Source organism: Streptomyces sp. NPDC006430 (assembly GCF_040612395.1).
Classification (GTDB): domain Bacteria; phylum Actinomycetota; class Actinomycetes; order Streptomycetales; family Streptomycetaceae; genus Streptomyces.
On record NZ_JBEXQA010000035.1, the window covers coordinates 15,300 to 41,990 of the forward strand.

General features: G+C 69.7%; 29 protein-coding genes and 2 pseudogenes. 16 read left to right on the top strand and 15 right to left on the bottom strand.

The annotated features are described in order from the left end of the window. Positions 1-259: 259 nt before the first annotated feature. Both ABZZ20_RS31550 and ABZZ20_RS31555 read left to right on the top strand, forming a co-directional pair. Positions 260-1,201, top strand: coding sequence for an alpha/beta fold hydrolase (locus tag ABZZ20_RS31550; RefSeq protein ID WP_356875514.1), 942 nt, complete (start codon positions 260-262; stop codon positions 1,199-1,201). A gap of 269 nt (positions 1,202-1,470) precedes the next feature. Next, positions 1,471-2,511, top strand: a complete 1,041-nt coding sequence (locus ABZZ20_RS31555; RefSeq protein ID WP_356875516.1) for a vWA domain-containing protein — start codon at positions 1,471-1,473, stop codon at positions 2,509-2,511. A gap of 157 nt (positions 2,512-2,668) precedes the next feature. Here the strand turns inward: ABZZ20_RS31555 and ABZZ20_RS31560 are convergent, their stop codons facing one another. The 3 genes from ABZZ20_RS31560 to ABZZ20_RS31570 form a co-directional block, all read right to left on the bottom strand. Beyond that, positions 2,669-3,025 (bottom strand): hypothetical protein, encoded by a 357-nt coding sequence (locus ABZZ20_RS31560; RefSeq protein WP_356875517.1) that lies wholly within the window; start codon positions 3,023-3,025, stop codon positions 2,669-2,671. Positions 3,026-3,310: 285 nt separating this feature from the next. Beyond that, complete coding sequence (locus tag ABZZ20_RS31565) at positions 3,311-3,589, bottom strand: hypothetical protein (protein ID WP_356875519.1); 279 nt, start codon at positions 3,587-3,589, stop codon at positions 3,311-3,313. Between the two features lie 326 nt (positions 3,590-3,915). Beyond that, positions 3,916-4,461: an RICIN domain-containing protein gene (locus ABZZ20_RS31570; RefSeq protein ID WP_356875521.1), complete on the bottom strand. Its 546-nt coding sequence runs from the start codon at positions 4,459-4,461 to the stop codon at positions 3,916-3,918. Between the two features lie 484 nt (positions 4,462-4,945). Here ABZZ20_RS31570 and ABZZ20_RS31575 point away from each other — a divergent pair, with 484 nt between their 5' ends. From ABZZ20_RS31575 to ABZZ20_RS31585, 3 genes are all read left to right on the top strand, one after another. After that, a complete protein-coding gene (locus ABZZ20_RS31575) occupies positions 4,946-5,923 on the top strand; it encodes a helix-turn-helix domain-containing protein (protein WP_356875523.1) in 978 nt (325 codons plus the stop codon). A gap of 265 nt (positions 5,924-6,188) precedes the next feature. After that, complete coding sequence (locus tag ABZZ20_RS31580) at positions 6,189-6,428, top strand: helix-turn-helix transcriptional regulator (protein ID WP_356875525.1); 240 nt, start codon at positions 6,189-6,191, stop codon at positions 6,426-6,428. A gap of 225 nt (positions 6,429-6,653) precedes the next feature. After that, a complete protein-coding gene (locus ABZZ20_RS31585) occupies positions 6,654-6,857 on the top strand; it encodes a hypothetical protein (protein WP_356875527.1) in 204 nt (67 codons plus the stop codon). Positions 6,858-7,037: 180 nt separating this feature from the next. Here the strand turns inward: ABZZ20_RS31585 and ABZZ20_RS31590 are convergent, their stop codons facing one another. The 5 genes from ABZZ20_RS31590 to ABZZ20_RS31610 form a co-directional block, all read right to left on the bottom strand. After that, positions 7,038-7,469, bottom strand: coding sequence for a hypothetical protein (locus ABZZ20_RS31590; protein ID WP_356875529.1), 432 nt, complete (start codon positions 7,467-7,469; stop codon positions 7,038-7,040). 170 nt (positions 7,470-7,639) lie between these two features. Then, entirely contained in the window at positions 7,640-8,695 is a 1,056-nt protein-coding gene (locus tag ABZZ20_RS31595) for a helix-turn-helix transcriptional regulator (protein ID WP_356875531.1), read from the bottom strand. A 171-nt stretch (positions 8,696-8,866) separates the two neighbouring features. Then, a complete protein-coding gene (locus ABZZ20_RS31600) occupies positions 8,867-9,730 on the bottom strand; it encodes a cupin domain-containing protein (protein WP_356875532.1) in 864 nt (287 codons plus the stop codon). 17 nt (positions 9,731-9,747) lie between these two features. After that, entirely contained in the window at positions 9,748-10,617 is an 870-nt protein-coding gene (locus ABZZ20_RS31605; protein ID WP_356875534.1) for a cupin domain-containing protein, read from the bottom strand. A gap of 90 nt (positions 10,618-10,707) precedes the next feature. After that, on the bottom strand, positions 10,708-10,902 hold the full coding sequence (locus ABZZ20_RS31610) for a hypothetical protein (protein WP_356875536.1): 195 nt from the start codon (positions 10,900-10,902) through the stop codon (positions 10,708-10,710). A gap of 1,268 nt (positions 10,903-12,170) precedes the next feature. Between ABZZ20_RS31610 and ABZZ20_RS31615 the strand changes: the two genes are divergently transcribed. Together ABZZ20_RS31615 and ABZZ20_RS31620 are read left to right on the top strand one after the other, a co-directional pair. Continuing rightward, a complete protein-coding gene (locus ABZZ20_RS31615; RefSeq protein WP_356875538.1) occupies positions 12,171-12,410 on the top strand; it encodes a hypothetical protein in 240 nt (79 codons plus the stop codon). Positions 12,411-12,421: 11 nt separating this feature from the next. After that, entirely contained in the window at positions 12,422-13,039 is a 618-nt protein-coding gene (locus ABZZ20_RS31620) for a hypothetical protein (protein WP_356875540.1), read from the top strand. Positions 13,040-13,342: 303 nt separating this feature from the next. Here ABZZ20_RS31620 and ABZZ20_RS31625 read toward each other — a convergent pair. The 6 genes and pseudogenes from ABZZ20_RS31625 to ABZZ20_RS31650 form a co-directional block, all read right to left on the bottom strand. Next, a pseudogene (locus ABZZ20_RS31625) lies at positions 13,343-13,530 on the bottom strand (hypothetical protein); the annotation flags it as partial. A 227-nt stretch (positions 13,531-13,757) separates the two neighbouring features. Further along, positions 13,758-14,198 (bottom strand): hypothetical protein, encoded by a 441-nt coding sequence (locus tag ABZZ20_RS31630; RefSeq protein ID WP_356875542.1) that lies wholly within the window; start codon positions 14,196-14,198, stop codon positions 13,758-13,760. Continuing rightward, entirely contained in the window at positions 14,198-15,001 is an 804-nt protein-coding gene (locus tag ABZZ20_RS31635; protein WP_356875544.1) for an amidase domain-containing protein, read from the bottom strand. Before ABZZ20_RS31635 ends, ABZZ20_RS31630 begins: the two co-directional genes overlap by 1 nt. Before the next feature lie 44 nt (positions 15,002-15,045). Further along, positions 15,046-15,369, bottom strand: a complete 324-nt coding sequence (locus ABZZ20_RS31640; protein WP_356875546.1) for a type VII secretion target — start codon at positions 15,367-15,369, stop codon at positions 15,046-15,048. Positions 15,370-15,772: 403 nt separating this feature from the next. After that, positions 15,773-16,141 carry a hypothetical protein gene (locus ABZZ20_RS31645; RefSeq protein ID WP_356875548.1) on the bottom strand — a complete coding sequence of 123 codons (369 nt, stop codon included), beginning with the start codon at positions 16,139-16,141 and terminating at the stop codon, positions 15,773-15,775. Between the two features lie 289 nt (positions 16,142-16,430). Continuing rightward, positions 16,431-16,559: a hypothetical protein gene (locus tag ABZZ20_RS31650; RefSeq protein WP_356875549.1), complete on the bottom strand. Its 129-nt coding sequence runs from the start codon at positions 16,557-16,559 to the stop codon at positions 16,431-16,433. 263 nt (positions 16,560-16,822) lie between these two features. On the opposite strand from ABZZ20_RS31650, the gene ABZZ20_RS31655 reads away from it, so the two are divergent. Then, positions 16,823-18,058, top strand: a complete 1,236-nt coding sequence (locus ABZZ20_RS31655) for a hypothetical protein (RefSeq protein WP_356875551.1) — start codon at positions 16,823-16,825, stop codon at positions 18,056-18,058. A 200-nt stretch (positions 18,059-18,258) separates the two neighbouring features. Beyond that, positions 18,259-19,422: pseudogene (locus tag ABZZ20_RS31660) on the top strand (ISL3 family transposase); the annotation flags it as partial. Between the two features lie 111 nt (positions 19,423-19,533). Here ABZZ20_RS31660 and ABZZ20_RS31665 read toward each other — a convergent pair. Then, positions 19,534-20,181: a dihydrofolate reductase family protein gene (locus ABZZ20_RS31665; RefSeq protein WP_356875553.1), complete on the bottom strand. Its 648-nt coding sequence runs from the start codon at positions 20,179-20,181 to the stop codon at positions 19,534-19,536. 266 nt (positions 20,182-20,447) lie between these two features. Between ABZZ20_RS31665 and ABZZ20_RS31670 the strand changes: the two genes are divergently transcribed. The 7 genes from ABZZ20_RS31670 (at position 20,448) to ABZZ20_RS31700 (ending at position 26,448) form a co-directional block, all read left to right on the top strand. Continuing rightward, a complete protein-coding gene (locus ABZZ20_RS31670; protein ID WP_356875555.1) occupies positions 20,448-21,452 on the top strand; it encodes a COX15/CtaA family protein in 1,005 nt (334 codons plus the stop codon). Between the two features lie 177 nt (positions 21,453-21,629). Next, a complete protein-coding gene (locus tag ABZZ20_RS31675; RefSeq protein ID WP_356875557.1) occupies positions 21,630-21,752 on the top strand; it encodes a lasso RiPP family leader peptide-containing protein in 123 nt (40 codons plus the stop codon). A gap of 36 nt (positions 21,753-21,788) precedes the next feature. Continuing rightward, positions 21,789-23,672, top strand: coding sequence for an asparagine synthase-related protein (locus ABZZ20_RS31680; RefSeq protein ID WP_356875559.1), 1,884 nt, complete (start codon positions 21,789-21,791; stop codon positions 23,670-23,672). Continuing rightward, the gene (locus ABZZ20_RS31685; RefSeq protein WP_356875561.1) at positions 23,666-23,917 is read left to right on the top strand and encodes a lasso peptide biosynthesis PqqD family chaperone; all 252 of its coding nucleotides are present in this window, start codon (positions 23,666-23,668) and stop codon (positions 23,915-23,917) included. Before ABZZ20_RS31680 ends, ABZZ20_RS31685 begins: the two co-directional genes overlap by 7 nt. A 1-nt stretch (position 23,918) precedes the next feature. Continuing rightward, positions 23,919-24,380, top strand: a complete 462-nt coding sequence (locus ABZZ20_RS31690) for a lasso peptide biosynthesis B2 protein (RefSeq protein WP_356875562.1) — start codon at positions 23,919-23,921, stop codon at positions 24,378-24,380. A gap of 14 nt (positions 24,381-24,394) precedes the next feature. Continuing rightward, positions 24,395-25,303 (top strand): phytanoyl-CoA dioxygenase family protein, encoded by a 909-nt coding sequence (locus tag ABZZ20_RS31695; RefSeq protein ID WP_356875564.1) that lies wholly within the window; start codon positions 24,395-24,397, stop codon positions 25,301-25,303. Next, positions 25,300-26,448, top strand: a complete 1,149-nt coding sequence (locus ABZZ20_RS31700) for a tryptophan dimethylallyltransferase family protein (RefSeq protein WP_356875566.1) — start codon at positions 25,300-25,302, stop codon at positions 26,446-26,448. The genes ABZZ20_RS31695 and ABZZ20_RS31700 overlap by 4 nt, the downstream gene beginning before the upstream one ends. Positions 26,449-26,691 lie beyond the last annotated feature (243 nt).

The window sequence follows — 26,691 nt, forward strand, 5'->3', positions numbered from 1 at the left end:
CCGTATTGTTAGCGGAGCAAGGTTCCGTTTCGCCCATGATGGCAGACCGGCAGACCGGACCGTCCATCACCATCACACTCCACCGGGAGCGCGCGATCGTCGGCACTCGGCACTCGGCACTCGGCGCGATGACTCCGCGCACGAGAGGCGCTCCTCGCCGCCCTCCACCGCCCGCCCGGCCCGGCCTGCGCCGCCAACGGCCACCTCCCGCCGGGCCACCGGACCAAGACCGCGAAGAAACCGAACGGAAGGCACTTCCATGTCCGACGCAGAGCGCGCAGACCACCAGAAAGCCGCGGGTGCGCCCACCATGGTGGTCTCCGCGAAACCGGCTGTCCTGTCCGCCCCGGGCCGCGGCGAAGACCTTCAGGTACGCGTGTCCGCCCCGGCAACCGGCAGAAATCTGCCCGTCGTCGTCTTCTCGCACGGGTTCGGCTGGTCGATGAACGGCTACACCCCGTTGGCAGACTTCTGGGCCGCCCGCGGATTCGTGGTCCTGCAGCCGACCCACCTCGACTCCAGGACGCTCGGCCTGACGGCCGAGGATCCCCGTACGCCACGGATCTGGCGCTTCCGTATCGAGGACCTCACACGCGTACTGGACGGACTCGACGCCCTGGAAGCGTCAGTGCCGGGCCTCAGCGGGCGCCTCGACCGCAGCCGCATCGCCGTGGCCGGCCACTCCTGGGGAGCCCAGACGGCGAGCGCGCTACTGGGCGCCCGCATCCTCGACGCCGACGGTGTTCCCGGCGAGGACATGTCCGACCGCCGCGTCAAGGCGGGTGTGCTGCTCGCCCTGACCGGCCTGGGCGACGACCTGACCCCGTTCGCCGCCGAGCACTTCCCCTTCATGAGGCCGTCCTTCGACACCATGACTGCACCGGCCCTCATCATCGCCGGGGACCACGACCAGTCCCACCTGTCCACGCGCGGACCGGACTGGTTCACCGACCCTTACACCTACAGCCCGGGAAACAAGAGCCTGCTCACGCTGTTCGGGGCAGCGCACTCGCTCGGAGGCATCGCCGGATACGAGGTCGCCGAGACGACGGACGAGAGTCCCGCACGCGTCACCCTGATCCAGCAGCTCACCACCGCTTTCCTGCGCAGCGCGCTCTACCCCGAGGACACCAGCTGGAAGGGGGCGGCCACCGCACTGGGGGAGGACCTCACCCCACTCGGGAGGCTGCAGAGCAAGTAGACGGCCCTCGCCAGGACCCGCAGCGCGGCGCGGATGATGTCGGCGTGCGGCACGGCGGGCAGACCCCCGCCGTCAGCGGTGCCCCCGTGGCGAAACTCGGATTCACAGCTGAACCCGTCCCACCAGCACACCCATTCCGGAGCTCAGGGTGCGCGGGAGGAGGGTCGACCGGTGCGCGTCTGGAGCGGAATCCGGTCGGGAGTCCAAGATCGATTGTCAGTGCTGGATGAGAAGATCGGAGCATCGAGTCGGAAAACGGGGGAGCCGCCATGTCGGGAAATCAGAACTACATCAATCACGTTGCTCTCGTGTTGGACGCGAGTTCGTCCATGTCGCACCTGAGTCGTAAGGTCGTCGAAGTCGCCGACCAACAGATTGCATATCTGGCCCGCCGATCGCAGGAACTGGACCAGGAAACCCGCGTCACGGTGTACGTCTTCGCGGACAAGGTGGGGTGCGTCATCTACGACAAGGACGTGCTGCGAATGCCGTCCCTGAAGCAGCTGTACCGGGCCGGTGGAATGACGGCTCTGCTGGCGGCCACGCTGAAGTCACAGCGGGAGCTGGCGCAGACGGCTCAACTCTACGGCGACCACAGCTTTCTCACGTTCGTACTGACCGACGGGCAGGAGAACGCAAGCCACCGCTGCCCCGATGCCCCTAGCAGGGACCCTCGTGAACTGGTGCAGGCCGTGGCCACGATGATCGAGACACAGGAGGACAACTGGACCCTGGCCGTCCTGGTGCCGGACCAGATGGGAAAGCGCGAGGCCATGCAGTGCGGCTTCCCGAAGGACAACATCGCCATCTGGGATGCCACGAGCACACAGGGCCTGGAGGAAGCCGGACAGGTCATCCTGAAGGCCACCGAAAACTTCATGGTAGGCCGCACCCAGGGCATCCGGGGATCGCGGGCGGTGTTCTCCACTGGTGCAGATGCGGTCAACAAAGACACCATCGAGGCAGCCGGTCTCACCCCGGTCGATCCGTCGCAGTACCAGCTGATTCCCGTTGATCGCGAAACGGCGATCCGGGAATGGGTCACCGAGTGCGGGCACACTTACCGTACCGGTTGTGCGTTCTACCAGCTGAGCAAGTCAGAAAAGATTCAGGCGCAGAAGCAGATTGCGGTACTGGAGAAGAAGACGGACCAGGTCTATACGGGACCGGAGGCCCGAGCCCTGCTCGGCCTGCCAAACACGGAAGTCCGTATCAAGCCGGACCACAACGACGACTTCACGATCTTCGTGCAGAGCACCAGTGTGAACCGCAAACTGGTACCGCACACGCGACTGCTGCTCATGATCTGACGCCTTGGACGTCCCGTCCCGCCAGTCCCCTGGCGGGGCACCCGTCATGTTCACCAGAGCGGGACGAAGTCCGGTTCCACGGAGTCGATGGCTTGGCGTCAGCATGACGCCGGCAGTCAGCTTCCTGCGCACTGAGCATCTCGCGACAGCACGCCGGCTAGCTTCTCTTCGCCGAGCGGGGCGGTTCGGCGCTCCCGATGAAGCGGGCGAGCCACGTGGCACCAGCCTGCTCGTGCCCATCCAGACCAGCCAACGTCCAGGCGGATAGCGCGCGGGTGCAATCAGACTCCGTGCTGTCTTCCACGATGCTGGTCAGCAGCGATGCGTAGGCATGGTGCGGCACCTGGCGGCCGAGGATGCGGTCGAGGACGTTGAGTTCGTTCTCGGTCAGAGGGCGGGTGGCTACGACGCACCGGTACAGCGGCGGGTCCGCCGCGACGGCGTTGGCCAGCTTCTCCAACACGGCACGGCGCTCGTCCGCGGTGGGGTGCTCGTCGAGGTCGTCGACGAGCACCTGCCAGTGCGCTCCGGTCCACGGACGCCGAAGGAAGCGAGCTCGGGTCAGTTCCGGGTGCCGCCCGTACCGGCTGAGCCTTCTGGTGGCGGCGGCGAGCACGTCGGGTATCTGTGTCTCCTCCCCGACGAGGGCGCGCGCTCACCCACACCGGGACGGCCGGACCGGACGTCCCGGCGTTCGGCGTGCCAGTGGGCCATTTGCCGGCCGCGTCGCGCAGCCACCTGCGCAGCAGCGTGGACTTGCGGCCCGGTTCCGGCCCGGCCCGACCCAGGGCACGGCGTCCTACGAAACGGTGCAGCGGGCGGGGACGGCCGCCCGGGGCGCGATCCGCATCCGTAGGCCGTCCCACACCACGGTCTCCGCGGGCAGGATCAACAGTCCGGCGTCCCCGTCGGTCCAGGACGCCCCGATACGTCGTACCTGGACGGCCGCCCCGCCAGCGCCGGCCATGTAGACCGTCGGGTCGACCTCCCAGCCGTGCTGGGCGAGCCACGCCTCCAGCCGGGTCATGTCCGACTGCGCCGCCCTGCGCGGCCATGCGTACGTGCTCTGAGTGTCCATGTTCGTCCCCCCGTTGTGGTCGGATGTCCGACGCGCGCCGATCCTCGCATCCGACACCGACAGGGGGCCGTCCATTTTCTGAGAGGTGTTCCCGCGTACCTGCTGGGCGCTGTGCGGTGGGCCTCGGATCGGAAGAAGTGACATTCTCCCGGTGACCGGCGCGATCATCAGACCGCCTGGGGGCGCATCTGGACTCCCTGCTGAACTGCTTTTCGCCCTCAACTGCCGACCTCGCGGACTGCTGCTCTCCACCCGTGCCAGGGGCCCGGCATCCAGCACCGGGTGCTGAATGCCGGGCCCCTGGGTCGGATCCCTACGGCCGCCGTCTACCCCCGGTAGAAGGTGAAGCTCTGCCAGCTCAGATCATTGGGAGCGAAGGTGCGGAGTCCGAATTCGTAGCTGTCGTCGAGGTTCCGGCCCGTCGCCCGGTTCCGTAGGTGGGTGGTGACGCCGTCCGAGTACAGGTTCCACTCCTGGTAGGGGCCGGTGTTGCAGCCGAAGCCGCGCAGCCCGTAGGCGTCGCTGTCGTCGATGCACCGGCCGGTCGCGTAGTTCGCGATCCGGTAGTAGCCGTTGCCCTTCTGCCAGAACTGGAACTTTTGGTAGTTGCTCCAGTTACAGGTGAAGGCGCGCAGGCCGTAGGCCTGGCTGTCGTCGACACAGCGGCTGGTCTCGACGTTCTTGAAGAAGTAGTCGCCGGTCGGAAAGACCCCCGTCGGGCTGAGCGCCCCGGTCGTCGCAGCAGGGGATGCGGCGGTCGGCGCGGGCTTGTGGACGTCCCCCTGGGCGGTAGCCGGGACCACCCCGGCGAACACCGCGCCGATGAGCGTGCCTGCGGCGACGAGCACCCGGAGCGTGGTCTTCTTCCTCATGGTTCCCCTTTTCGTGAGCATGTCCTGGGTGGAACTCACGCACCTGACGCAGCGTCGAAACCGTCATCGGCCCACTGCGGGCTGCGGCTGCGGCTGCGTTGGCGACACCCGAAGTCTGCCGCCGCACGCCCCACCCGGTCGTTGGCCCACAGCGCACGGATCGTTGTCCCTCAGCGCACGGAAAGCGTGCGGACGAACGCCCTCGGAGCTCCCCGGCAGAGCCCGTGGGCGTCGGGAACGAGCCGGTTCGCGAGAGCGCCCGGCGGACCGTCCGGCGGCCCCGTGACCTTCCACTCCGGTGGCGGTGCTGCCTGTGCCGACCGGCGTTCGCCTCGTACGTTCCTTCCGCTCGCCATCGCCGGAGGCAGCCGAATCAGGCCGCGCTGCCGCGCGCGCCATGGAGACCCGGCGGCAACCTCCCGACGATGGGGGCCCTGCGCCGGAGCGGAGAGGGCGGAGAGGGCGGAACGGATGGAGGCGGCTCTTGGGACTGACCGTCTACGACACGGCGGATCTGCCGCCCGAGCACCGCTTCGAATGGTGGCGCGAGACCGTCAGCCAGGGAGCCGGCCCCACTCGGGTAACGAGCGACCACCCGGCCGGCTTCTCGGGAAGCATGGGGGTCCTGTCTCTGGGAATCGCGCAGATCGCCACGATGTCCTTCCCCGCCCTGCGGTCGGAGCGCACCGCTCGCCTGATCCACCGGTCCGACCCCGAGACGTACGAACTGACACTCCTCCTCGGCGGGGCGATGTGGGTTTCCCAGTTACGTCAGGAGACCTTGCTGTCGCCCGGGGACTTCAACATGTGGAGTTCGTCGCGCCCGTACGACAGCCAGGTCACGGACGGCACCGCGCCGTCCCGAGCCGTCACCCTCCACCTGCCGCGAGCCCTCGTTCCGCTGCCCGAGAACAAGGTGGACCGGCTGCTCGCGCATGCCCTCCCCTCCGCGACTGGGGTGGGAGCGGTCTTCGCCCGCCACCTCGTGTCGGTCGTCCAGGAGGCGGAGACCTTCACCGAAGCGGACGGGCAGCGCCTCGGCGTCATGACATGGGATCTTGCCACCGCGTTCCTCGCCCACCACCTCGACGCCTCGGACCGCCTGCCGCCACGGACACGCCGGCAGCTGCTGCTGAGACGGCTCGACCTGTTCATCGAGGACAACCTCGCCGATCCGCAGCTCTCGCCGCCCGTCATCGCCGCACACCACCACATCTCCGTGCGGCTCCTGCACCGGCTCTTCGCGGGACGCAAGGAATCGGTGTCCGAGACGATCCGCAGGCGCCGACTGGAACGCTGTTCCGCCGACCTCCTCGATCCGTTGCTGTCGGCTCTGCCCGTGCACGCGGTGGCAACGCGCTGGGGATTCACCGATGCAGCAGGCTTCAGCCGCACGTTCCGCGCCGCCTACGGCGTTTCCCCGCAGGAACACCGGCGCCTCGCGGCGAGGCAGTACGGATGACGGGCCGGACACGGTAGCCATGGAGCCGGCGTGCTGAAGGACGGGGGACGGGGGACGGGGGACGGGGGCCAGTTCACCGCAACCGCCCGACCCCTGCCCACTCCCGTCCATTTTGTCGACTTTGCCGACTCCTCGCTTTGCTGCCACGCAGTTTGCTGAGGTGTTCCCCCCGTCGCCGCGCGTCCCGGCCTGCCCCAGGGTGAGAGGTGTCCCGGACGGGCCTGACGGCCCGCCTCCGGACCCCGTCGACGAGAAGGAGCCAGCCATGCCGGGCACCCTGCAGGACCCCCTGAAGGCCGCCGTCTGCGAGCCCACCCTGACTCCCCGCGAGCGCCAGGTCCTGGCCCTGCTCGCGGGCGGTGAGACGTACTGGGGCATCGGCCGGAGGCTGGGCATCAGCCCGCACACCGTTGACACGCACCTGCGCCGGCTGCGCGACAAGACCGGTACGGCCAACCGCACCCAGCTCGTGGTCCTCGCCCTTCAACGCGGTTACGTCTCCTAAGCCCCACCAGCCCCTTCGCTATGCCACATTCTGCTGGCATTTGGGACAGTCTGAGCCCCCTTCATTTTGTAGTCACGCACGTTGGTGAAGGGCCCGCTCCCGTACGTACGCCACCGGGCTGCGCCAGTGTTGTCCACGCACCGCACCGCACCCGCATCGCATCCGCACCACACACCGCACCGGGCCCGCTCAGCGGGCGGGCCCCGCCATGTCCCTGGGGAAACCATGCCGAAGCGCCTCGCCCTGCTCCTCACCGCCGTCGCCACCGCCGCCCTGCTGGCCATCCAGCCCGCCTCCCCGGCGTACGCCGACGCCATCGACTGCGGCGGCACCGCGCTCCAGTCGACCGGCACGTCCCTCACCGGGACGGACTTCGAGGTGGGCGGCGATGGCCTCGTGGAGCCGTGCGACACCTCCTGGGGCGGCTGATCCCCGCTTCGAAAGCTAGTGCTGTGACCGGAAGGGTTCACCGGCCCGCGGCGCCCGGCACGGCGCCTCGTCGCGTTGTCGGACCACGCAAGTACGCCCAGTACGAGCCGTGGCCCTCCGCCTTGCGATGCACCGCACCGGATGCCGCGGGCCTACCGGCAAACCCTTCCGGCCACAGCACTAGACCGGCGCCAGATCGGTGAGCACGTACCGTCCCCCGGGCGTCAGCTCCACCGACCAGGACCAACGGGCCGGGATGTACAGCACCTCCCCCGAGCGCAACCGGCACTGGAAGCCGTCCGCGCCCGCGCCGCCCCGGTCACGGGACAGGCGCCACGTCCCCGCCCCCTCGACCTGATGGACGACCCGGTGCGCGGCGGGATTCCCTGTCCCGCCGCTCCGGGCCATCAGGCCCGCACCCGGGCCGGGTTCGAGGGCCAGCGCGTCGAGCACCTGCGACCACTCCGGCGTGCCCAGCGCCGGGTGCTCGTACTCGGGCCACAGCACACCCGGCGCCCGGTCCAGATGGACCGACAGGAACAGCACCAGCTCCCTGAGAGGGACCGCGCTCTGCGCCGCCGCCCAGGGCGCCGTGGTCCCGCCGCCGTCCATGCCCCGCCCCCCGCTCCTCGTTCGAACCGCCGCCCGTCAGACGTCCTGCCCGGGCCGTACGACCAGCATCGGGCACCTGGAACCCGCCGACCAGCCGCGAAAGTCCGCTCCCGAGAACACGTGACGCGACCGGCCCTACGAGCAGCCGACGGCGACGGCGACGGCGATCCTCAGCCCGCGTTCGCTCCGGACGGCGGCTGCCCCTCGGAGCCGACGCCTGCCGCCAGCAGCCCCTGAGCAGCCGCGCGGGCACCCGCCTGGAAGCGGCTGGCGGCGCCCAGCTCCTCCATGATGTCGGCGATGTGACGGCGTGCCGTACGCAGCGACATCCCGAGCCGCCGGGCGATGGCTTCGTCCTTGAGACCGGCCGCGAGCAGCCGGACGATCGTCTCGTGGATCTCCCGGGAGACCTCTTCGAGCCCCTGTCCGGCGGCGTCGGCGAACGGTGTGGCCCGGTCCCAGGTCTGCTCGAAGATCTCACAGAGGTAGGCGACCGTGGACGGCTCCCGTATGACGACGGCACCCCAGCTGTCGTCCCTGACCGGGATGAAAGCCACCTCGCGGTCGAACACGATGATCCGGCCGAACAGCTCGTGCGCGGTGCGGTACTGGCCGCCCAGCGCAGAAGCGGCGGCCACGTACGCCTGGCTGGGCCCGTTGAAGCGGGCCGTGTGGTGGTAGAGCGTACGCAGCCGGATCCCGCGTTCCAGCATCGCCCGGTCCCGCCCCAGCGCCTCCTGCATCGCCTCAGGGACCCGTGCCCCGCCCCCGGGCTGGCTGGTCAGGACCTCCTTGCAGCAGCGGTCCGAGGCCTGGTTGAGGGTGTTGCGGACGTCCTGCACGTTTTCCAGGAGCTCCAACCCCTCGCCGCGGGCGTGCCGCTGGTGGTAGCGGGCGACGAACGGGCCGAGGTCCTCGCGCATCCCGGCGAGACCGGCCTGCTGCTCCCGTATCCGCGCCTCCACGGGAGCGGCGAGCTGCGCGAGCGCCGTCTCGGGCGCCACCGCGAACACCGCCTGCGACCCGCCGGGACCGGTCTGCGCGTGCAGCAGCCGGGCCCGCCGCAGCCGCTCCAGGCTCGCCCCGGCCTCCCCGGCGCTGATCCCGACACCCTCGGCAACGGCCTCCGCCTCGCCCCTACGCTGCTCCAACACCCAGCTGTACACGGCCAGGTCGGTCTCCCCCAGCCCCCGAGCGGCGTCGAACAGTCCCGATTGCCCCTGCACTGCCACCCCTTGCCCGTTCGCCGCCGGCCCGACAGGTCGTGCCGGCCGCCGGCGCATCGGATGCCCGGGCCAAGGATAGGCAGAAGAGACCACCGGACGGCAGACGGACAGCCCCCGAGCACAAGGCATCGGGGGCTGTCCGCATCCATCCATGGGGGTGTACGGGGGACGTCACACACCACGCATGGCGTTACGGGCGAGAGCGACCAGCGTTCGGGGGGTCAGGGCGTCCACCGCACTGCGCTGGTGCTCGATCAGCGTCGCGGCGGCCTCGGTCAGCTCCCGGTCGTCGAGCGGTCGCCCCGGGATGCGCGCCCCGTCGGCGAGGATCGCCTGCAACAGGGCGTACAGGTTCGCGGTGCCCGCCTCGCGCACGGTCAGCGACAGGTGCGCGGACGGCGCGTCCCCCACGGCGTCGGCGCGGTGCGCGAACCCCCGTGGTACGTACAGCACCTCGCCCGGCCGCAGCACGGTCTCCAGGAGCACGTCACCCGGGTCGCCGTTCTCCCGGGCCGGCTCCCAGTTGCCGTCGCGCGGACCGGCGTGGACGTGCCAGCGTTTCTCGCCGCTGATCTGGATCGCGAGGACGTCGGCGTCGTCGCGGTGCAGGGGGCGGCCCTGGGTGCCGGCCGGGGTGCGGAAGAAGAACGCCTCCACCTGCCGGCCTAGTTGCTCGCCCAGCCCCGCGGTCAGCGCCCGTACGCCCTGGTGCCACTGGTCGACGTACCGCAGGAGCACGGTGGCCCGCTCCTCCTCGACCAGGCGTCGTACGAGATCCCCGTCCGCGTAGTCCTCGACGAGCTCACCGAGCACCACCCGCGGGGTGCAGAACCGCTCGATGGGCACGTGGCTGTCCGCATGGACCAGCCCGATGTACGGAACCTTGAGCAGACCCGCATCCAGCAGAGCATCCAGCTCGGCGGTGCCGATCACGTCCACCGGGGGGCACTCGGGATGCAGCACGGCCGGTGCGCGGCGCCAGTGCGAGGCGAAGAACTCCTGCTCGTCGCCCACGCATCGGGTCAGCCAGTCCATCGTGGTCTCACTCTCGCTCAGGCCGTGGGACGGCTGCTGTAGGCGTGCAGGCGGGCGCTGTGCACGAGGGAAGGGGCATCGGCGGCGTCGAGCCGGTCGCGTACGTGGGCCAGCAGGGCGGCGGCCGTCGCCGTCAGGTCCTCGTCGCCGAGGGGACGGGCGGGCAGGGCGAGGCCCTCGGCGAGGAAGGACCGCAGCTCCGCCCGCAGGTGGTCGGCGCCGGCCTCGCGCAGCACGATCGTCAGGTGCAGCGAGGGACCGTCCGCCGTGGCCTGGGCGGTATGGGCGTACCCGTTGGGCACGTACAACACCTCGCCGGGCCGTACGACGGTGTCCAGCAACACCTCACCCGGGTCGTCCTCCCGCACGGGCTGCCAGTGCCCGTCCGTCGGCCCCCCGTAGACCTTCCAGTGCTTGGCACCGCTCAGCTGGAGCACCAGGATGTCGCCGTCGTCGCGGTGCACCGCACCGAAGCGCCCGGGTTGCGAATAGAAGAGGAAGGCCTCGACGAGCCGGTCGAGCTCCCGTGCCAGGCCCGCGGTGAGCTCCCGCACCGGCGGATACCAGTGGTTGACGTAGCGCAGCTGCAAGGTGGCCTGCTCGTCCCGGATCAGGGCACGCACCCGCTCCGCGTCGAGCCACCCCTCCAGGTACCGGCCGGCCACCACCCGAGGCGGACAGTAGGCCGCCTCGGGCACCGCGCCCGCCATGGTGAACAGCCCGGCGTACGGCACCCTCAAGGTGCCCGAATCCAGCAGATCGTCCAGATCCGCGAGCCCGAGAACCTCGGTCGGCGGATCGGCCGGCCGCAGTAGAGCGGGGCCTCGGCGCCACTGCGTGCGCAGGAAGCGGTCCGCGTCGGTCACACAGCGTTCGAGCCAGTCCACGGCTCACTCTCCTTGCTCTGGCCCGGCTGCGGGGCCCGCCGCCCTTGCGGTGGGCGGGCCCCAGCAGCAGCAGACAGTCGGTCGGCTCGATCAGATGACGTCGGGGTAGCACTCCGCGCACCCGGCCACCACGGCGCTGCCGGACGGCGCGGCCTCGGCGGCGAAGGCGCTCGGGGCGAAGAGCGCCCCACTGACGACCGCGGCCGCCGCCACACCCAGCGCGGCCTTGCGGGAGAGGCCCAGACCGGTCTTGGCGGGAGCGTCGGTGTTCTGCGAGAAGTCCATGTCATCTCCTGTGATTTCGTGTCCCGGGGCGTTTCCCCTTGACTGATCTCAATCCTGTCCGCCCCACCCCCTCACCGACAGTGACGCCTTCCCGCTCCCGCACCCCCGTGTCCCGCACCCCCGTGACCCCCGCTCCCCACCGCGAAGGGCAACGCGAGCCGCAGCAGCCGGGTGCTGACGCGGACCGCGCCGCCGCCACGCGACGTACAGCGGCCCTGAACCAGAGCGCTGGTTTCGGGGCCGCCGTACCCATGGGCAGGGCTCGGGCATCAGGCCCTGCGGGGTCAGCCCGCGTCAGGGCGCTGGCGGTGTACCTCGGCCAGGGGTGCGAAATCGTCAACATCGAGCCACGTCGGTGACGAGGAGGTTGTCGTACGGGCTGCGCGAGGACCTGGCGGTCAGTCCATGTGGGCGTTCAACCGCTGCCGTGACACCGGCAAGGCCTGGTTGCAGGTCCAGACAGGCGGGAACACAGCCGTGCACGGCCGGTGCACGGTTCCTACTGATACCCCGAGCTGGGGCCTGTCCAAGACGCAGCACGAGGCGCCCCCACGGCCATGAGGACGCCTCGGTGACTGTATGACCAGCAGGCTGCTGCCTGCTGTTGTGACTGGTCCCGCGGCAACGGGCGCCAGTCCATCCCTGTCTTTGTCGAGTGGCAACGGCCAGGGCGACCGTGAGTGGAGTTACTGCAAGAAGGCATGACGAGGACAGCTACGACCCCAGAAAATGGGCGTGCTTGCCCTGCAGCCGCACGGTGAACGGAAGAGACTGCCCCCAGACCGGAAATGGGCATGGGTGCCCCCACCCGGAAGAAGGCGTGAGTGTCCCAGGCCAGAAGAAGGCATGGGTACCCCCAGGGTCACCGTGCATGGCCGTTCGGCCAGCAGGAGATGAGGTCCTCGCAAGCTCCTCACATAGCAACTCCTCATAGTTGGGCCCGGCACTTCCGCCGCGCTCTTGGGGTTGAGCTTCGGCTTCATTGGCCTCCGACTCAAGCGTGATCTTGCGCGGAAGGCGGGACACGTGCCAGGGGCGCCCCCCACCCACTCCACCTTCTGTCGCGCAGGCTGCCTGCCTGACCAGCAGCTACGTCATGACGGCGTTTCAACTTCGTTTGGGACAAGATGAAATGGGCGCCCTCAAGTTGCTGGACTCGACGAGATGCGGCACGAAACGATCGTGAGCGGTGTCGCATTTTTCGGCTCGGCAAAGCCGGGAAATCGCACGCGGCACCAGTCGAGTGGCAACGACCCGGAAGGACAACCGTGAACACCAACCACACCTCGCAGGCGCTCGCCTGTGTCCAGGGGCCGAAGAGCCCCGCCACCCCCCTGCCCACGGCGCCGACGATCATCGTGATCGTCGTCCTCGCCCTCTTCACCGGACTGACCCTGTCCGGCATGCCGGTGGAGACGGCCGGAATCACCGTGGGCGCCGGGGGCCTGCTCGGCATCGAGCTGGTTCGCCGCCTGATCCAGCTCTTCCCCCACCGCCGGTCCCGCTAAGGACACCGGCGATGGGGCGCACGACGAGCGCCCCGGCTGACAAGGCCCTGGACGAGCTGGCGAAGTGGCTTCGGCTGCTTCGCCGGCAGTCCGGCCTCACCTACAGCCGCATGGCGCACACCGCCACCGAGATGAACCTCCCCGTCTCCACCCCCACGCTCTTTCGCGCCGACAAGGGCAAGTCGCTCCCGGCCTGGAAGACGGTCGAGGCGTACGTGAAGTCCTGCGGCGGCTCTGTCCACCAGGCGCGGAAGCTCTGGACCACGGCCACCCTGGCCAAGGTCGCCGTGCACGACATCACGGTCCCCGCCCCGCGCAAGGGACCGGCCGTCCTGTACATCAACGAGCCGGCCGAGCTGCTCATGGCGATGCGAGAACTCCGCGCCTCGGCCGGTCAGCCCACCCTCCGAACGCTGGAGAGCCGGGCGGCCGTCCTAGGGGGAGGCGGCAGCTATCTTCCTCGCAGCACGCTCGCCAGCGTGCTGGCCGGACGCCGGGGATGTACCGAGGAGTTCCTCGTCCACTTCGTCCGCGCTTGCGGCGAGACCCGGCAGGCGAAGGTGCAGCAGTGGATCGATGCCTGGCGCAGAGCGCGCCGTTTCGCCACCGCCTACACGATCGCCTCGTGACGATGTCGGCTCGGCCCCGGTCGCCACTTCGCACCCGCACACAGGGGTAGCAGGCCGGGGCCACGGCACAGAGGAGCCCGGACCGTGACGGCCCGGGCTCCTGGTGCATCTCTGACGCGTCCGGGCTTCTTCAACGACCCGAGCGCAGGACGGTCACGCGGCTCCGACCCGCCGATCGCACGGATTCCAGCGGCTGAGAGCAGACAGCTGACCGCATTGGCCACCACGGTCATTACCGGGCCGAACAGCCCGATCGCGGCCGTGCCGACCGGCGGCACGAGCACGGTGGCGGTCCAGGTCGTGTACTCCAACCGCCCGTTCGCGACGAGCAGGTCCTCCTGCTGCACGAGCGCCTTCAGCTACGCGCCACTGGCCGCATTGAAGCCGTCCTCGACCACGCACCGGGCCAGGCGCAGGCGTCCGGTCTCGGTCAGGGGTGCATGGTGGACCACGAGGGCCTTTCTGGTCGGTGTAGACGTCGCGATCCACACCGAACCCGCAAGGCCCTCACCCGTTCAGACTCCCTCAGCCCAGACCTCCATCACCCGTCCACAACCTCCCGAGGCAATAGAGCAAGGAGGACCCAGTCGCCGAGGACGATCGCCACCCTGTCGTCGAGTACGCGGCGTACAGCTGGATGAGTTCCATCGGGATGGTCAGGACGTTGAGCCAGCGGACGAGGGTGACATGGCCATCAGTGCCGATCTCGCCATGGTGCTCAGCCGCAGTCGCCCAGGACCGGCCCCGACCCGTCGGAGCTGTAGGAGGCCCACAGCATGAACAGCTCCAGCGGAATCGTCAGTACACCGGGCCCTACGCCGATGTAGGCCACCAGCCCTCGCTTCGTTCCCCCGAGCGGGACACCGTGCCGTCGGCGGATGTGCTGGGCGAGCAGTACGCAGACGACCACGGCTGATATGCCGAGGATCGGCCCCGCCCACGCGGCGAGGTGCTCCGCCTTCGGGAAGGGCATGTGCCGGCATGCTGCCTGTTGCCGGTCGACCCAATCCCCGTGGATGACCTGCACGTAGTACGAACTGACCACGCCGATGGCGGTGGCGAGTGGCACCCACAGCGCCGCGACCACCGTGCCGGGCGAGACCGGGCGCTTGCGCGTGGTGGTGTCGTGCGATGCGGCGGACGAAAGGGGGGTTTCCATCAGTACCAATTCGGGTGCGGTCGGACGATGTGGATGCGCTGCTCGCCGTGGTTCTTGGTGGCGACGTGTTCGCGGCTGTCCAGGCTCACGTTCTGGAACGAGCTGGTGTGCTGGATCAGTTTGATGTCGCCGTCAGGGGTGACTGAGGTGACCACGGCGGCGTGGTAGATCTCGCCCTGGGGTTCGTCCGGGTCGGGAGCCACCTGCTCGTAGAAGATGACGTCGCCGGGACGGGCATCCGATCTGGTGACTTCCTCGCCGCCGTTGCGCAGCAGGAAGCCGTGCAGACCCTTGGCCTGCGCCCATGACCGGGAGTGGTACGCCCGTTGGTCGACCCAGTCCCACCCCAGCCCGCTCTCCCGGCCCCAGGTGTTGTCGCCGCGGGGCCCCGTCCAGAAGTCGAACTTCTTCTGCATGCCGCCGGCCTCAAGGGCGGACGACGTGAAGTTGGCGCAGTTGTTTTCGAACTTGAGATCGTCCTTCTTGTCCCAGTGGTCCAGTGCGTACTGCACCATCTCGACCCGGTCGATCTTCCCGTCGGGTCCGCGGAGCTCCCGCCCGACTTCGGGCGGCAGGCCCTTGAGGTCGGCGAGGGTCACGGGATCGGCCTGCATGAGGTCCTTCTGCTGCTGCGGCGTCAGGCCGTCCCACCAGGTGCGAACGAGCTGCGGGTCCTTCCCGACCGGGATGTCGGCCCTGAGTATCTCGAATTCGACGTGGGAGGCCTCGACGCGCGGATGTCCTCGCAGGCGGAGGAGGAGCGTCGGGCGAGGTCGACCCAGTCGTCCGCGGCCTTCTGCCACTGGTCCGTCCGGCAGTCGTACAGGTCGTGATAGACGACCAAGGGTCAGTTCCTCCCGAAGTCGGCGAGGCCGTGCTGGAGCCTGTTGAAGGCGTCCTTCGCCTGGACGTCCGTGGTGTCGTAGGCGTTGGCCGTGGTGTGGAGGTTGTCGGCCATGGTGTTCATCTGCTTCCCCAGGTCGACCATGTGGTCCTCCCACGCGGTCGCACACCGCTTCAACGCCGCGGCGGAAGCCCAGCCGTGGTGCCCATCGGCTGCCGTGTCGCTCGAATCGAGGGACCGGCGAAGGTTCTCCAGTGCTGCGTCGGCGGCCGAGCGGGCTCCTCCCGCGCCTTGCCGTACGTAGTACGTCTTTATGTCTATGTCCATGCAATCCCCCGCAAATAGCTGAGAACAGCCTAACGTGATCTTGATTGAAAATCTGACGGCAAGCACTGCCGCCGCGGCGAGGCAGCGAGGCCGGTTGTCGTCGCTGTAGCCCACAACGGGGACTTTGGGGAACCGAACACGGCTGCCAACGCGCCCGAGGCCGAAGCGCTGGACATCCGGCGTGCCCCCGGCCGTGCCGTACCTGCCGTCCTGTACACCGGGTATCCGCCCGAGACGACTCCGGATCTGCTGGCCGTCGGCGAAATGCCCACCCGACGATGGCCGATGTGAAGGCGGGGGCGAAGTGTTTGATCAATCAAGCGGGAGACGCCCGCGTTCCTGTTCATCGAGCGCTACGAGCGCCTTCACGCATTTGCGCGGCCGGTCGGATGCTGCAGCCCACTCATGCGTAGTAGCTGAGGATCACCAGCAGCGCCGTGCATTCCGCGAGGAGCTGGGCGGCGAGAGCGGCCTGTCGTACCTGCAGGGCGGGCGCAGCCAGGGCGACCACAAACGCTACCGCGCCGAAGCCGGTACTCCAGACGAACAGCCACCCGGGCAGCCCGTGGACGCACTCCACCCCGTACGTCACGCAGCCCGAGACCCGCACGGACGACAGGAGCAGCATGACGGCCGCCAGGACGGCCGGGACGAAGAGCACGGCACCCACGGCGGCCCAGAAGCGGGAGGAGCGGCTCTTTCCCGTGGCCGTCACCGGCGCCGGGGACGGGGACGGGGACGGGGACGTCACCGGGGAGGAGGTCGTGTCCATGCCCTGATCCAATACGGTCTGCAGATCCGGCACAGCCGTACGGCTACTCACCGGCAGGTGCGCTCTGTACTCAGATCCGGGCCGGGCGCCAGCGACGGCGAAGCGGGCTTCGCCGAGCTCGACGCACCACGCGTCGTCTGGCAGCGCGTAGGTGAACCGGACCGCGTACCGGCGGCCACCGTGTTGCCGCTTTTCGAAGGGGCATAGATGCAGGCTGCCACTCCGAAGCGGCCCGGTCAGCCTGGCCCTTTGGAGGGTGTGAAGCTGTCACCACCGACTTGGGAAGCGATCAGTCGATGACGGTCTGGTCCTCGGTCCGGGTGAGCCGCGACGGCAGGCCGGAGGCCTGGGCCTTGGCCACGTGGTCGGCGAGCTCAGGAGTCGCGGTGCGGGTGTAGACGAGGTTGGAGGCGGCCAACGGTCGGGGCGACTCACCGGACCGACCCGATGCGCGGGTATCCGGTGGCTATACGTATGCTCTTCGCTTTCTCCCCAGTGAAGGTCGAAGAATCAGCGATGCCACCTCGTAAATCCCCCGGCAGGTATGCCGGTTGGGTCGCCACTGCAGTCGCGGCGGTCCTTTTGGTTCCGGCGATCGGTTCCCCCGCTCAGGCAGCTCCCGGAGACCCGGCGACCGCGTCCTCCTTCAACCTCAGGTCCGGACCCGACCTGAGCGGCCAAGTGGCCGATCTGAAAGCGGCTCTGCCCACGCAGGGCGTCCAGGTCCTGCTCGACCAGGGCAACCGGGTCGCGAAGACTGGCGCGTCCTGCACCACGGACCCGTTCGGCTCGGGCGACGACGGCATGGTGCTCGCTCCCGCCAGGAAGCTCTGCTGGGATCCCGGCGACTCCGCCACCGAGGACTGGATTCCCCAGGGCGTGACCGGTGTCTCGGACGCCCAGGCCGACGAGCTGTGGGGCTCCCGCAAGCCACTGGTAACCGCCTGGTACGACAAGGCCGGCAGCAGGGGAGTGCGGCTGTCGTTCCTCGACCCGGAGACCGCGATACCGGGCGACCCCGACGGCCGGCGGTACCGTCACGTCCTGCTGGTGGAGCCGTACTACAACAGCTACGACCACGTCTCCTACAAGGCGGTCGACATCCACGCGGGCGGCATCGCCTGGTACAAGTACTACCTCTACGTCGCGGACACCCTGAACGGCCTGCGGGTCTTCGACATGCGTTCCATCCTGGACCTCAACCCGGACCAGAACGCATCGGTGGACGACACTACGCTGGACGGCCTGAAGAGCAACGTCCGCGACGAAACTCAGATCGGCCGGCAGAACAACGTCTACTACAGCTACACGTACCGGTACGTGATGCCGCAGGTGGCCTCGTACAAGTTCGTCAGCGCCCAGGGCAATTCCTCTGCGGCGACCTGCGTGGCCACCGGAGCGCCGAAGGCGTCCTACATCTCCGTCGACCGCAGCAACTCCGCCGCTCCGGCTCTGATCATGGGCGAGTACTGCGACTCCGACGACACGCACCCCGAGAAGGGCCGGGTCGGTGCACTGCCGATCGACGACGCCACCGGCCTCCTGAAGTCGACCAACGGCGTGGTCGACGCAACGGGCGCGTTCTACCTGCCCCGCGATCTCACCCAGGGCGCGGCACGCTACGACGGCATGTACTACTTCAACCGCAGCTGGACCACCCACAGCGGCAGCCTGCGCCGGGCGACCGTCTCCGGCGGCCGTCTGGTGGACTACGGCGCCAACATCACCAACGCGGTCGGTCCCGAGGACCTATCCTTCGAGCACGGGCAGGGCGTGCCGGGCGGCGGTACGCAATACCTCTGGTCGCTGACCGAACACCGCATGGACACCACCGACCCGACGTGCACGGACCCCGGCTCCCCATGCGGTCGGGTGATCTATGCGCACCGAGTGACCGACATTCTGGCCCGGCCCTAGCTTACCGTTCAACCTCCAGCATCGAACGGGGCTCGAACTTGGTGGATGTTTCCCCAGTTCATCGATTGTGTGAGGGTCCCGGGCCCGGGCCCGGGCTCGGTCCCGGGCCCGGGCCTGATGCTGTGCTCAGCGACGACGCGGCACGGATGCCGAGATCGTGGGACTGGTCGAGTACGGGTCTCAACGAGACGCGCTGGCCGCGGCAGACGCTCCGTGAACAGGTCCCAGGCCTGATCGAACGCTATCAGCGGCGCACATGCCGGCTCGCCGACCAGCTCGGTCAGGCGGTTAAGGAGTTAGCGGGCCGGGCGGGCGCCCGCCTCTCCCGTGTCCTGGCTTCGGCGATATCCCGCTCGACCGCACTCAGGCTCCTGGCCCGCCTGCCCTTGCCCGTGGTGCGGGTGCCGCGCGTCCTCGGTGTCGATGACTTCGCGCTCAAGCGTCGCCACCGTTACGCGACTGTCCTGATCGATGCCGAGACCGGCGAACGCATCGACGTACTCCCGGGCCGCGGCGCCGACGCCCTGGAGAGGTGGCTGCGCGAGCACCCTGGCGTCGAGGTCGTCTGCCGCGATGGCTAGGGCGCATACGGGGAGGCCGTTCGCCGGGCCCTGCCGGCTGCGGTGCAGGTCAGCGACCGCTGGCACCTGTGGAAGAACCTGTGTGAGAAGACCCGGGCCGAGGTTCGCTCCCACAGCGCCTGCTGGGCCACCGCGAACACGCCCCGCCCGGCCGGTGTCCACGAGCAGACCACCCGCGAACGCTGGCACCAGATCCACGACCTCCTCGGCAAGGGCGTCGGCCTGCTCGAATGCGCCCGCCGCCTGAACCTGTCCCTCAACACCGTCAAGCGCTACGCGCGCACCCGCGAACCCGAGGCCCTACATCTGGCGCCGCGTTACCGGCCCACCCTGGTCGACCCCTACCGCGACCACCTGCGCGAACGCTGTGCGGCCGACCCCGCTGTCCCCGTGAAGCAGCTGTTCCGTGAGGTCCAGGAGCAGGGCTACACCGGCAGCTTCAACCTCATCTACCGCTACATCACCCAGCGCCGGGCAGAAGGCGACCGGCCCGTCACCACCCCGCGATGGCTGGCCCGCCTCCTGCTCACCCATCCCGACCGCCTCCGGGGCAAGGACACAAGTCTCCTCGCCGAGCTCACCGCATCCTGTCCCGAGATGATCCAACTGGCCTTATTTAACCGCGAGTTCGCGTAGCTCCTCACGCCGGCCGCAGGTAATGACGAGAAACTCACCGCCTGGATCGTTGGCGTCCGCACGACCCAGCTGCCCTACCTCCATGCCTTTGCGAATGGTCTCGAACTCGACCGTGCAGCCGTCAACGCCGCCCTCACCCTCCTGCACTGACCGTCACCCTTCGTTACCACCGACTACGGGACAGAGCCGTTTCTTTTACAGTCCCTGAACAGACCAACGAACCACTGCCCAACCGTCACAAAAAAGACCGTTGCAGTACTAGCCGTCGGCGGGCCCGACGCCGCGGTCGGGGGCGCTCATGTCGCCCGTCGCGGGGATGCCGGGGGCGAGCCCGTAGCGCAGGTACACGGTGCCCTTTCCGCTGGTTGCCGGCGGTTCGAGGAGGGTCAGGTTCGTGGGCACCCCGCCGCCGTCGAACATCTTCTTCCCGACGCCGAGCACGATCGGGTGCACCCAGAGGTCGATGCGGTCGAAGAGCTTCTCGCGGAGCAGGGTCTGCACCAGGTCCAGGCTCCCGACCACCTTCACGTGCTCGTGCCGGTCACGGATCTCGCGCACCGCGGTTGCGAGGTCCGGGCCGAGCTGCGTGGAACCGGCCCACGGGAGGTCGGGCCTGCCTCGGGAGGCCACGTACTTCGGGACGCCGTTGAAGAGCGCGGCGATGTCGCCGTCCTCGCCGCCCTTCTGGTGCGGCCAGTAGGCGGCAAAGATGTCGTACGTGCGCCTGCCGAGCAGGAGGGCGTCCGTGCCCTCGTACGCGGCTGCGATCTGCGCGCCGGTCGCCTCGTCCAGCAGGGGCGCCTGCCAGCCGCCGAACGGGAACCCGGCCGGGTCCTCGTCGGGGCCGCCGGGCGCCTGCCCGACGAGGTCGAGGGTCGTGAACAGCTCGATGTGGATGAGGCCCACGGCTTGCTCCCGATGAGTCGGTCTTCTCCGTCAGGACTTGGACCCGCGGGTGCCCGCAAACTCATCGGCGCGGCGGAGCCCGCTTTTCCCAGTCTGCCGGACCGCCGCCGTTCGGGCAGGTCAGCCGGGGTGTGACGGCCGCAGCATCGGAGGGCCGGGAGCCGGCCCCTCCCGTGTGCGACGCCCCGTCAGACCGGGGTAAACACGCGGCGTACGCTGAGGTCCCGCCCCACGGCGCGTAAAAGCGACTTAAAGAAAGGCCGATCGTGCGCACTCCCCTCTCATGGCTTGCCGACAGGTACTCACTCGGAGCGAGAAGCGTCAGAGCGGCTGCACTGGGCTCGGTCGTGGCGAGCATCGCCATCATCGTCACCGGTGGAATCGTCCGCGTCACCGGTTCCGGTCTCGGCTGTACCGATTGGCCCATGTGTACGGGAGAAACGCTGGCCCCCACCGCGGAAATGGGGGTGCACGGCGCCATCGAATTCGGAAACCGGCTCCTGACCGGGGCACTGTGCGCGGTGGTGGGCTGGGTCATCATTACCGCACGTCTCCAGAAAAGGCCGATGCCCGCGGTGCTGCGCGGAGGCTGGGCGCAGTTCTGGATCGTCGTGCTCAACGCGGTCGTCGGCGGAGTGACCGTATGGATGCGCCTGAGTCCGTACATCGTCGCCGCGCACTTCCTCGCCGCCACGCTGCTGCTCACCGCCGCGGTGTACACCTGGCACGCGGCGTCCGCCGATCCTGACGCGGAGGGCAGCGCCGACACGCAGGACGGGAGCGGCGGGGACGACCGGTCCGTCGCGCGGGTCGGGTCCCTGTCGGCGGCCCTGGTCGCGGTGACGGCCCTGCTCCTGGTCGTGGGCACGCTCGCCACCGGCTCGGGTCCGCACGCGGGCGATTCCTCCGACGTGGCGCGGATGCCCTTCAACTGGACGGCCGTGACCGTCATTCACGGCGTACTGGCCGGGGCGGTGCTGGTCCTGGCCGGGGTCCTGTTCTCCGCGCTGCCGAAGGAGGGCTTCGGCGCCGCGCGCCGCAAGACGGCCGCCTTCCTGGCCGTACTCCTGGGCCAGGGCCTCGTGGGTCTGGTGCAGTCGCTGACGGCCCTGCCCGCGCTACTCGTGATGCTCCACCTGCTGGGTTCGGCGCTCGTCTGGACCGGGGTACTCCAGGTGCACTTCACGGTCAAGAGGGCCCGTTCCGGCCATTCGGGTCCGCTCAGCGGTGCACCGCTGCCGCGTGCGCGGGGCACGGCGACACACGCCTGATCCGCCGGGAGACCAGTGCATGTGCCACGCACACCCGACAATCGGAATGTTGCATTCCGATTCGCCCGGGCCGTGGCTTTCGGTCATCACGGCCGAACGTATCGAAAATACCGTCTCGCTTATCCCCGCCCCCGCTTGTTAGGTTGTTGATCAATCGAACGGAAGGGGGTGACGCAAATGAACGACATCGAGGTTGTCGAATACGAGGCGCCCGAAATGCTGCCCATCGGCGAGTTCTCCGAACTCACGATGTGGTACGGCTGGGCCAGCAACGACGGTGAGGGCACCGCGATCATCTGATCGCGGTGCGCAAATTCAGTTGGCTAGGGGGATTCCTTGAGTGCGTCATGGTTCATCGCTTTCCCGGAGAACGTCGATGACGCATTTCCGGTTGACGCCGGGCCGACTGAGAACACCGATGTGCTGACGTACGCCTCGGGCCGGACATGGGTGGTCGCGGACCGTTCCCATTCCCGGCTGATCGCGGCGGAAGCCGGCGCCAGACGCCTCGCGCTGTTCGGAGAGACGAGCATCGACGCGGGGCGTCTGGCCCGCCTGCTGGCACGGCACGACGAAGCGCCCGGCCTGATGGCCGCCGCGCACGAGATCCCCGGCAGCTTCCACATCCTCTACACCGACGGCCGCTCCACCTACGTCCAGGGGAGTGCGTCGGGACTGCGCCAGGTGTTCTACGCCCGGCGCCAGGACGGCTCCTACGCCGCGTCCGACGCGGTCGAACCACTGGCCCGGCTCAGCGGCGCCACCCCGCGCATCGAGATGGTCGCCTGGGGGATGCTGCACCCCGGATTCGACTACGGGCTGACCCGCGGCACCTACTGGCACGGAGTCCACCGGCTCCCCGCCGACCAGAGGCTGTGCATGACCGCCGACCGGGTCGAGTCCACCACCTGGTGGACTCCCCCGGCACCGACGCTGTCGCTCGCCGAAGGCGCCCCGAAGGTGCGGGCCGCCCTGGAGGAGGCGGTAGGCGTCCGGATCGCCACGGCCGGCGGCCTCTCCGCGGACCTGTCGGGCGGCATGGACTCGACCTCCCTCTGCTTCCTCCTGGCCGGCCAGGGAGCCCGCTTCCAGTCGTTCGTCGAGCAGACCGTCGACCCCAACCACGACGACGCCCACTGGGCGGCGATCGCGGCCCGGGAGATCGACCGGCCCCTGACCGTCCTCGGTCCCGAGGACGTCCCGGGCCCGTACGACGGCATCTGGGAACCCGGTCGCGGACTCGTCCAGGACGTCCCGTACGGGCTGGGCGAGCCGTACACCCTCATCCGCAACCGGGCGCGGAAGACCGCGATGTCCGGGATCTTCGCCGCCACCGGATCCGACGTCCACATTGGCGGATTCGGCGGGGACGAGCTGTTCACCATCGCCCCGTCCTACTTCGGCGACCTCTACGCGCGCTCACCCCTGCGCGCGGTGCGCGGCATCCGCGATCTGGCCCGGCTGCGGCGCTGGAGCATGCCCTCCGTGCTACGCGGGCTCTCCCGGCAGCAGACGTACCAGGGCTGGTTCGAGGAGCAGTTGCACGCTCTGCACCTACCCCGGCCGGACGTCCTCGGCCCGGGCCTGAGCTGGGGCCCGCAGGTCCGCGTGACCCCGTGGACGACACCCGCCAACGTCGAGGCCGTGCGCGCGGTCGCCGCCGGCGGCGACGCCGGCCGGACCCCGCAGGCCGGCACCCGCTCTGTGCACACCAGCATCGCGGGACACCGCATCGGCGGCCAACGACTCGGCCCACTGCGCGCCCTGATGGAGCACCAGGGGATCACCCTGTCGCTGCCGTACATGGACGACGCCGTACTGGAGGCCGCCCTGTCGGTGTCGCGCGCCGAGGCCCTGCCGGGCACCGGGTTCAAGCCGGTGCTCAAGGCCGCCATGGGCGTGGACAGCGCCCCGGGTGCGCGGACGAGTGCGCTCTCCCGCTCCACCAAGGGTGAGTTCAGCATGTCGGTGCACCGCGGCCTGGCCCGCAACCGCCGTTCGCTCCTCGGCCTGTTCGAGGACTCGCTGCTAGCCGAGCACGGCCTGGTGGACATCGACCGGCTGCGCGCCACCCTGCGGGACACCATGCGCCCCGAGTACGAGACCAACGCGCTGGAGCTGACCGTCGCCGCGGAGGCCTGGATGCAGGCCGTCGCGGGGGCACCGGCGCCCGCGCCCGAACTCCCCCTCACGAACCGACGACTGGCCTCACCATGCTGAAGATCTCTCCGCACGTCGTACTCACCAAGACCGAGGACGCCGCCGTCCTCCTGGACAAGAAGTCCGGTACGTACTTCAGGATCAACCCGATGGGGACCTCGGTGTTCGAGATGCTCGCCGCCGGACGCACCCAGGACGAGGTCGTGGGTGAGCTGTGCGCACGCCACCCGGAGGCGGCCGACCGGATCCCCGGCGACGTCGCGAAGCTGATCGACACCATGCGGCGCGCGAAGGTGCTGGTCTGACGTGACGCTCCCCATGACCCTGGAGCCCCGCGCCCGGTTGCCGCTGCGCCGTCGGCCGCTGCCGGTGCTGGCCGTGCTGGCGAGCCGCCTGCTGACCCGGCTGAGTCCGGACGCGCTGGAGCGGACGCTGCGCCGGCTCAGCGGCGGCGCCCGCCCCGCCACCCTCGCCGAGGCGCTGGCCGCGCGCAGCGACGTCGTCTCCGTCAGCCGCCGCGCCGCCGGGCCGTACTGCCTGGAGCGCTCGATCGCGGCGGCGCTGCTGGCCCGCCTGCGCGGCAGCTGGCCCGACTGGATCTCCGGCGTCAGCCTGATGCCCTTCGCCGCGCACTCCTGGATCGAGGTCGAGGGCGCGGCGGTCGGCGAGTCCATGCGGCTGGACGCCTTCCACAAGAACATCGTCGTGTCCCGCGCGCCGCGCCCGGAGCGGAGCGGCGGGCCGCACGACCACCTCTCCGAGAGCTGAGACGGACGGACACCATGGACACTAAGCAGATAGTGGAACAGCTGGCCGGCCGGGGATACGCCCTGGTGCCCGGCTTCGTGACGGGCGAGGCCCTCGCGCGGGCCCGGGCCGCGATCGACACGTACTTCCCCGACCCGGAGGCGAGCGGGAGCACGCCCGATGAGGTCAACGCCCTCAAGCACGCGGTTCCGTTCCCCTTCACCAGCAACGACCTGAACCGGCACGCGCTGGACCTCCGGGTGATCGACGTCGTCGAGGAACTGCTCGGCACCACCGACCTGCGGCTGACGAGCTCCTTCATCCAGGCCAAGTACGGCACGGCGTACGGGGAGAGCCGGGACCAGACCCTGCACAACGACGCCTGGGCCGCCAGCAGCCTGGTGCATCCGCGGGCCGACGGCGTCTACCAGCGCGTGTACGGCATCCTCTACCTGACCGACGTGACCGCGGACACCGCGCCCACCTATGTCGTCGACCGGGCCGCGCACCTCGGGCTGCCGCTGCTGACCGACGCCGGCAAGGGCTCGTACGACAAGGCGGAGTATCCCGGGCTGTACGAGCAGGAGCGGCCGGTGGAGGCCGAGGCCGGCTCGCTGCTGCTCTTCGTCGGCGACATCGTCCACCGGGGCTCGGCCTACAACGAACTGCTCGGTCGGCGCCTCGCGCTCTTCTTCAACATGCACGGGGCGCAGGCCCGTTGGACGGACAAGCACCTGTGGTCGATGCGGCCGGCCCACCCGAACTGGGACACCCTGCACGAGCTCATGGTCGAACTGGACCCGCGCCAGCGGCACTTGCTGGGATTTCCGCCCCCCGGGGACGACTACTGGACCGAGGAGACCATCGGGCACCTGGAGCGGATGTACCCCGGAATCGACTCCAAGCCCTACCTGCCTCCCGTCCCCGAGCCGGTCGCCCCATGACGACGCAGCACCCCGTGACCACGCAGCGGCCCGGGTACGCGGGCGTGGCCGTCGACGGACTGCGGTACCTGGGCGAGGTGCTCGGCCTGGGGGAACGCTTCGACGCGGCGGCCGAGGCGGCCGTCGGGACCCTCTTCGACGGGTGGGGCCACCGGGTCTCGCGGGACGCCGACGGCGGCGGGACGCGGCAGGACGCCGTGTCGACCGCCCCCTTCGAGTACTCGCTCGTGCTCGACGGGGACCGGGTCGACGTCCGGCTCTTCTTCCGGCCGCTTCCCGAGCGCGGCCCCGCCTCCGCGGCCGGGAGCTGGGAGCGCGGCCTGCGGACCCTGGCCGCCCTGGACCGCCTCGGCCTCGCGGACCTGGAGCGGGCCCACGAGGTCGCCGAACTGTTCCGGCCGCGCAGTGAGCGCGCGGCCTTCGGGATGTGCCTGGCGGCCTCGGTCCGCTCGTCGGGCATCGCGCGGCCCAAGGTGTACTTCGACACGCTGGCGGCGGGCACCGAGCGCAGCCGGGAGACCGTGGGGACGGCGCTCGACCGGCTCGGGCAGGGCGCTGCGTGGGACTGGCTGCGGCGCCACGACCCCCAGGGCATGGCCCACCTGATGCCGGCCTTCTTCGCGCTCGACGTAGACGAGTCCCCGCATGCCCGGATCAAGTTCTACACGACGGTCGCGGAGCGATCCGTCGCCGAACTCGAAGCGCGCCTGGCCCCGTTGGGGCGGGCCGCGGCGGCCGCCGCGGCGGATCTGGTGGACGGCACCGCCCCGCGGGGATCCCGGCCGCTCGACCTGCCCGGGGTGCGCCCGACCCTGTGCTGGAGCATGACCTCGCGCGACGGGGACCGGCCGGACGACGCCACGCTGTACCTGCCGTTCAACCTGTACGCCCCGCAGCAGCGCGAGGCGCACGGCAGGCTGCGCCAGGGCCTCGATCCGGCGCTCCTGGCGCGGGTCGGGCGACTGGTCGGCGATCACGCCGCGGTCGCGGAGGGGCGGGCGAACCCGTTCCACTGGGCGGCGGCCAAGCTGGTGCGCGGCGGGCGGGCACTCACCCTCTACACCTCGGCCGCGGCGGTGGAGGCGGCCCGGACGGCCCGGATTCCGGCGCGACCCCGCCCGGACGCCCTTCCGGTCACGACCTAGTACTGCACTCCTTGCCCGGCGCGGCGCGTGGCTTGCACTTCTGGCCACCGCAACGCCTGTTGCTGCCTGGGCGGTCAGCGTCGCCGCCTCTGATGCTCCCGCTTCATTCACGCGGCTTGCCATCTCCCAGGGCGCCCTGGGTTACGTGGCTTTCACAACGGTTCCAGGCATCCTGACCCTGCTGCTGGTCCGCACCCGTACCCGCCCCTAGGGACGTGTGGCGACTCGACGCACTCACCCTCG

Coding starts and splice junctions, on each gene's coding strand:
- ABZZ20_RS31550 (WP_356875514.1), top strand. CDS start 260: ATGTCCGACGCAGAGCGCGCAGACCACCAGAAAGCCGCGGGTGCGCCC.
- ABZZ20_RS31555 (WP_356875516.1), top strand. CDS start 1,471: ATGTCGGGAAATCAGAACTACATCAATCACGTTGCTCTCGTGTTGGAC.
- ABZZ20_RS31565 (WP_356875519.1), bottom strand. CDS start 3,589: ATGGACACTCAGAGCACGTACGCATGGCCGCGCAGGGCGGCGCAGTCG.
- ABZZ20_RS31570 (WP_356875521.1), bottom strand. CDS start 4,461: ATGAGGAAGAAGACCACGCTCCGGGTGCTCGTCGCCGCAGGCACGCTC.
- ABZZ20_RS31580 (WP_356875525.1), top strand. CDS start 6,189: ATGCCGGGCACCCTGCAGGACCCCCTGAAGGCCGCCGTCTGCGAGCCC.
- ABZZ20_RS31585 (WP_356875527.1), top strand. CDS start 6,654: ATGCCGAAGCGCCTCGCCCTGCTCCTCACCGCCGTCGCCACCGCCGCC.
- ABZZ20_RS31590 (WP_356875529.1), bottom strand. CDS start 7,469: ATGGACGGCGGCGGGACCACGGCGCCCTGGGCGGCGGCGCAGAGCGCG.
- ABZZ20_RS31600 (WP_356875532.1), bottom strand. CDS start 9,730: ATGGACTGGCTGACCCGATGCGTGGGCGACGAGCAGGAGTTCTTCGCC.
- ABZZ20_RS31610 (WP_356875536.1), bottom strand. CDS start 10,902: ATGGACTTCTCGCAGAACACCGACGCTCCCGCCAAGACCGGTCTGGGC.
- ABZZ20_RS31620 (WP_356875540.1), top strand. CDS start 12,422: ATGGGGCGCACGACGAGCGCCCCGGCTGACAAGGCCCTGGACGAGCTG.
- ABZZ20_RS31630 (WP_356875542.1), bottom strand. CDS start 14,198: ATGGAAACCCCCCTTTCGTCCGCCGCATCGCACGACACCACCACGCGC.
- ABZZ20_RS31640 (WP_356875546.1), bottom strand. CDS start 15,369: ATGGACATAGACATAAAGACGTACTACGTACGGCAAGGCGCGGGAGGA.
- ABZZ20_RS31645 (WP_356875548.1), bottom strand. CDS start 16,141: ATGGACACGACCTCCTCCCCGGTGACGTCCCCGTCCCCGTCCCCGTCC.
- ABZZ20_RS31675 (WP_356875557.1), top strand. CDS start 21,630: ATGAACGACATCGAGGTTGTCGAATACGAGGCGCCCGAAATGCTGCCC.
- ABZZ20_RS31685 (WP_356875561.1), top strand. CDS start 23,666: ATGCTGAAGATCTCTCCGCACGTCGTACTCACCAAGACCGAGGACGCC.
- ABZZ20_RS31695 (WP_356875564.1), top strand. CDS start 24,395: ATGGACACTAAGCAGATAGTGGAACAGCTGGCCGGCCGGGGATACGCC.
- ABZZ20_RS31700 (WP_356875566.1), top strand. CDS start 25,300: ATGACGACGCAGCACCCCGTGACCACGCAGCGGCCCGGGTACGCGGGC.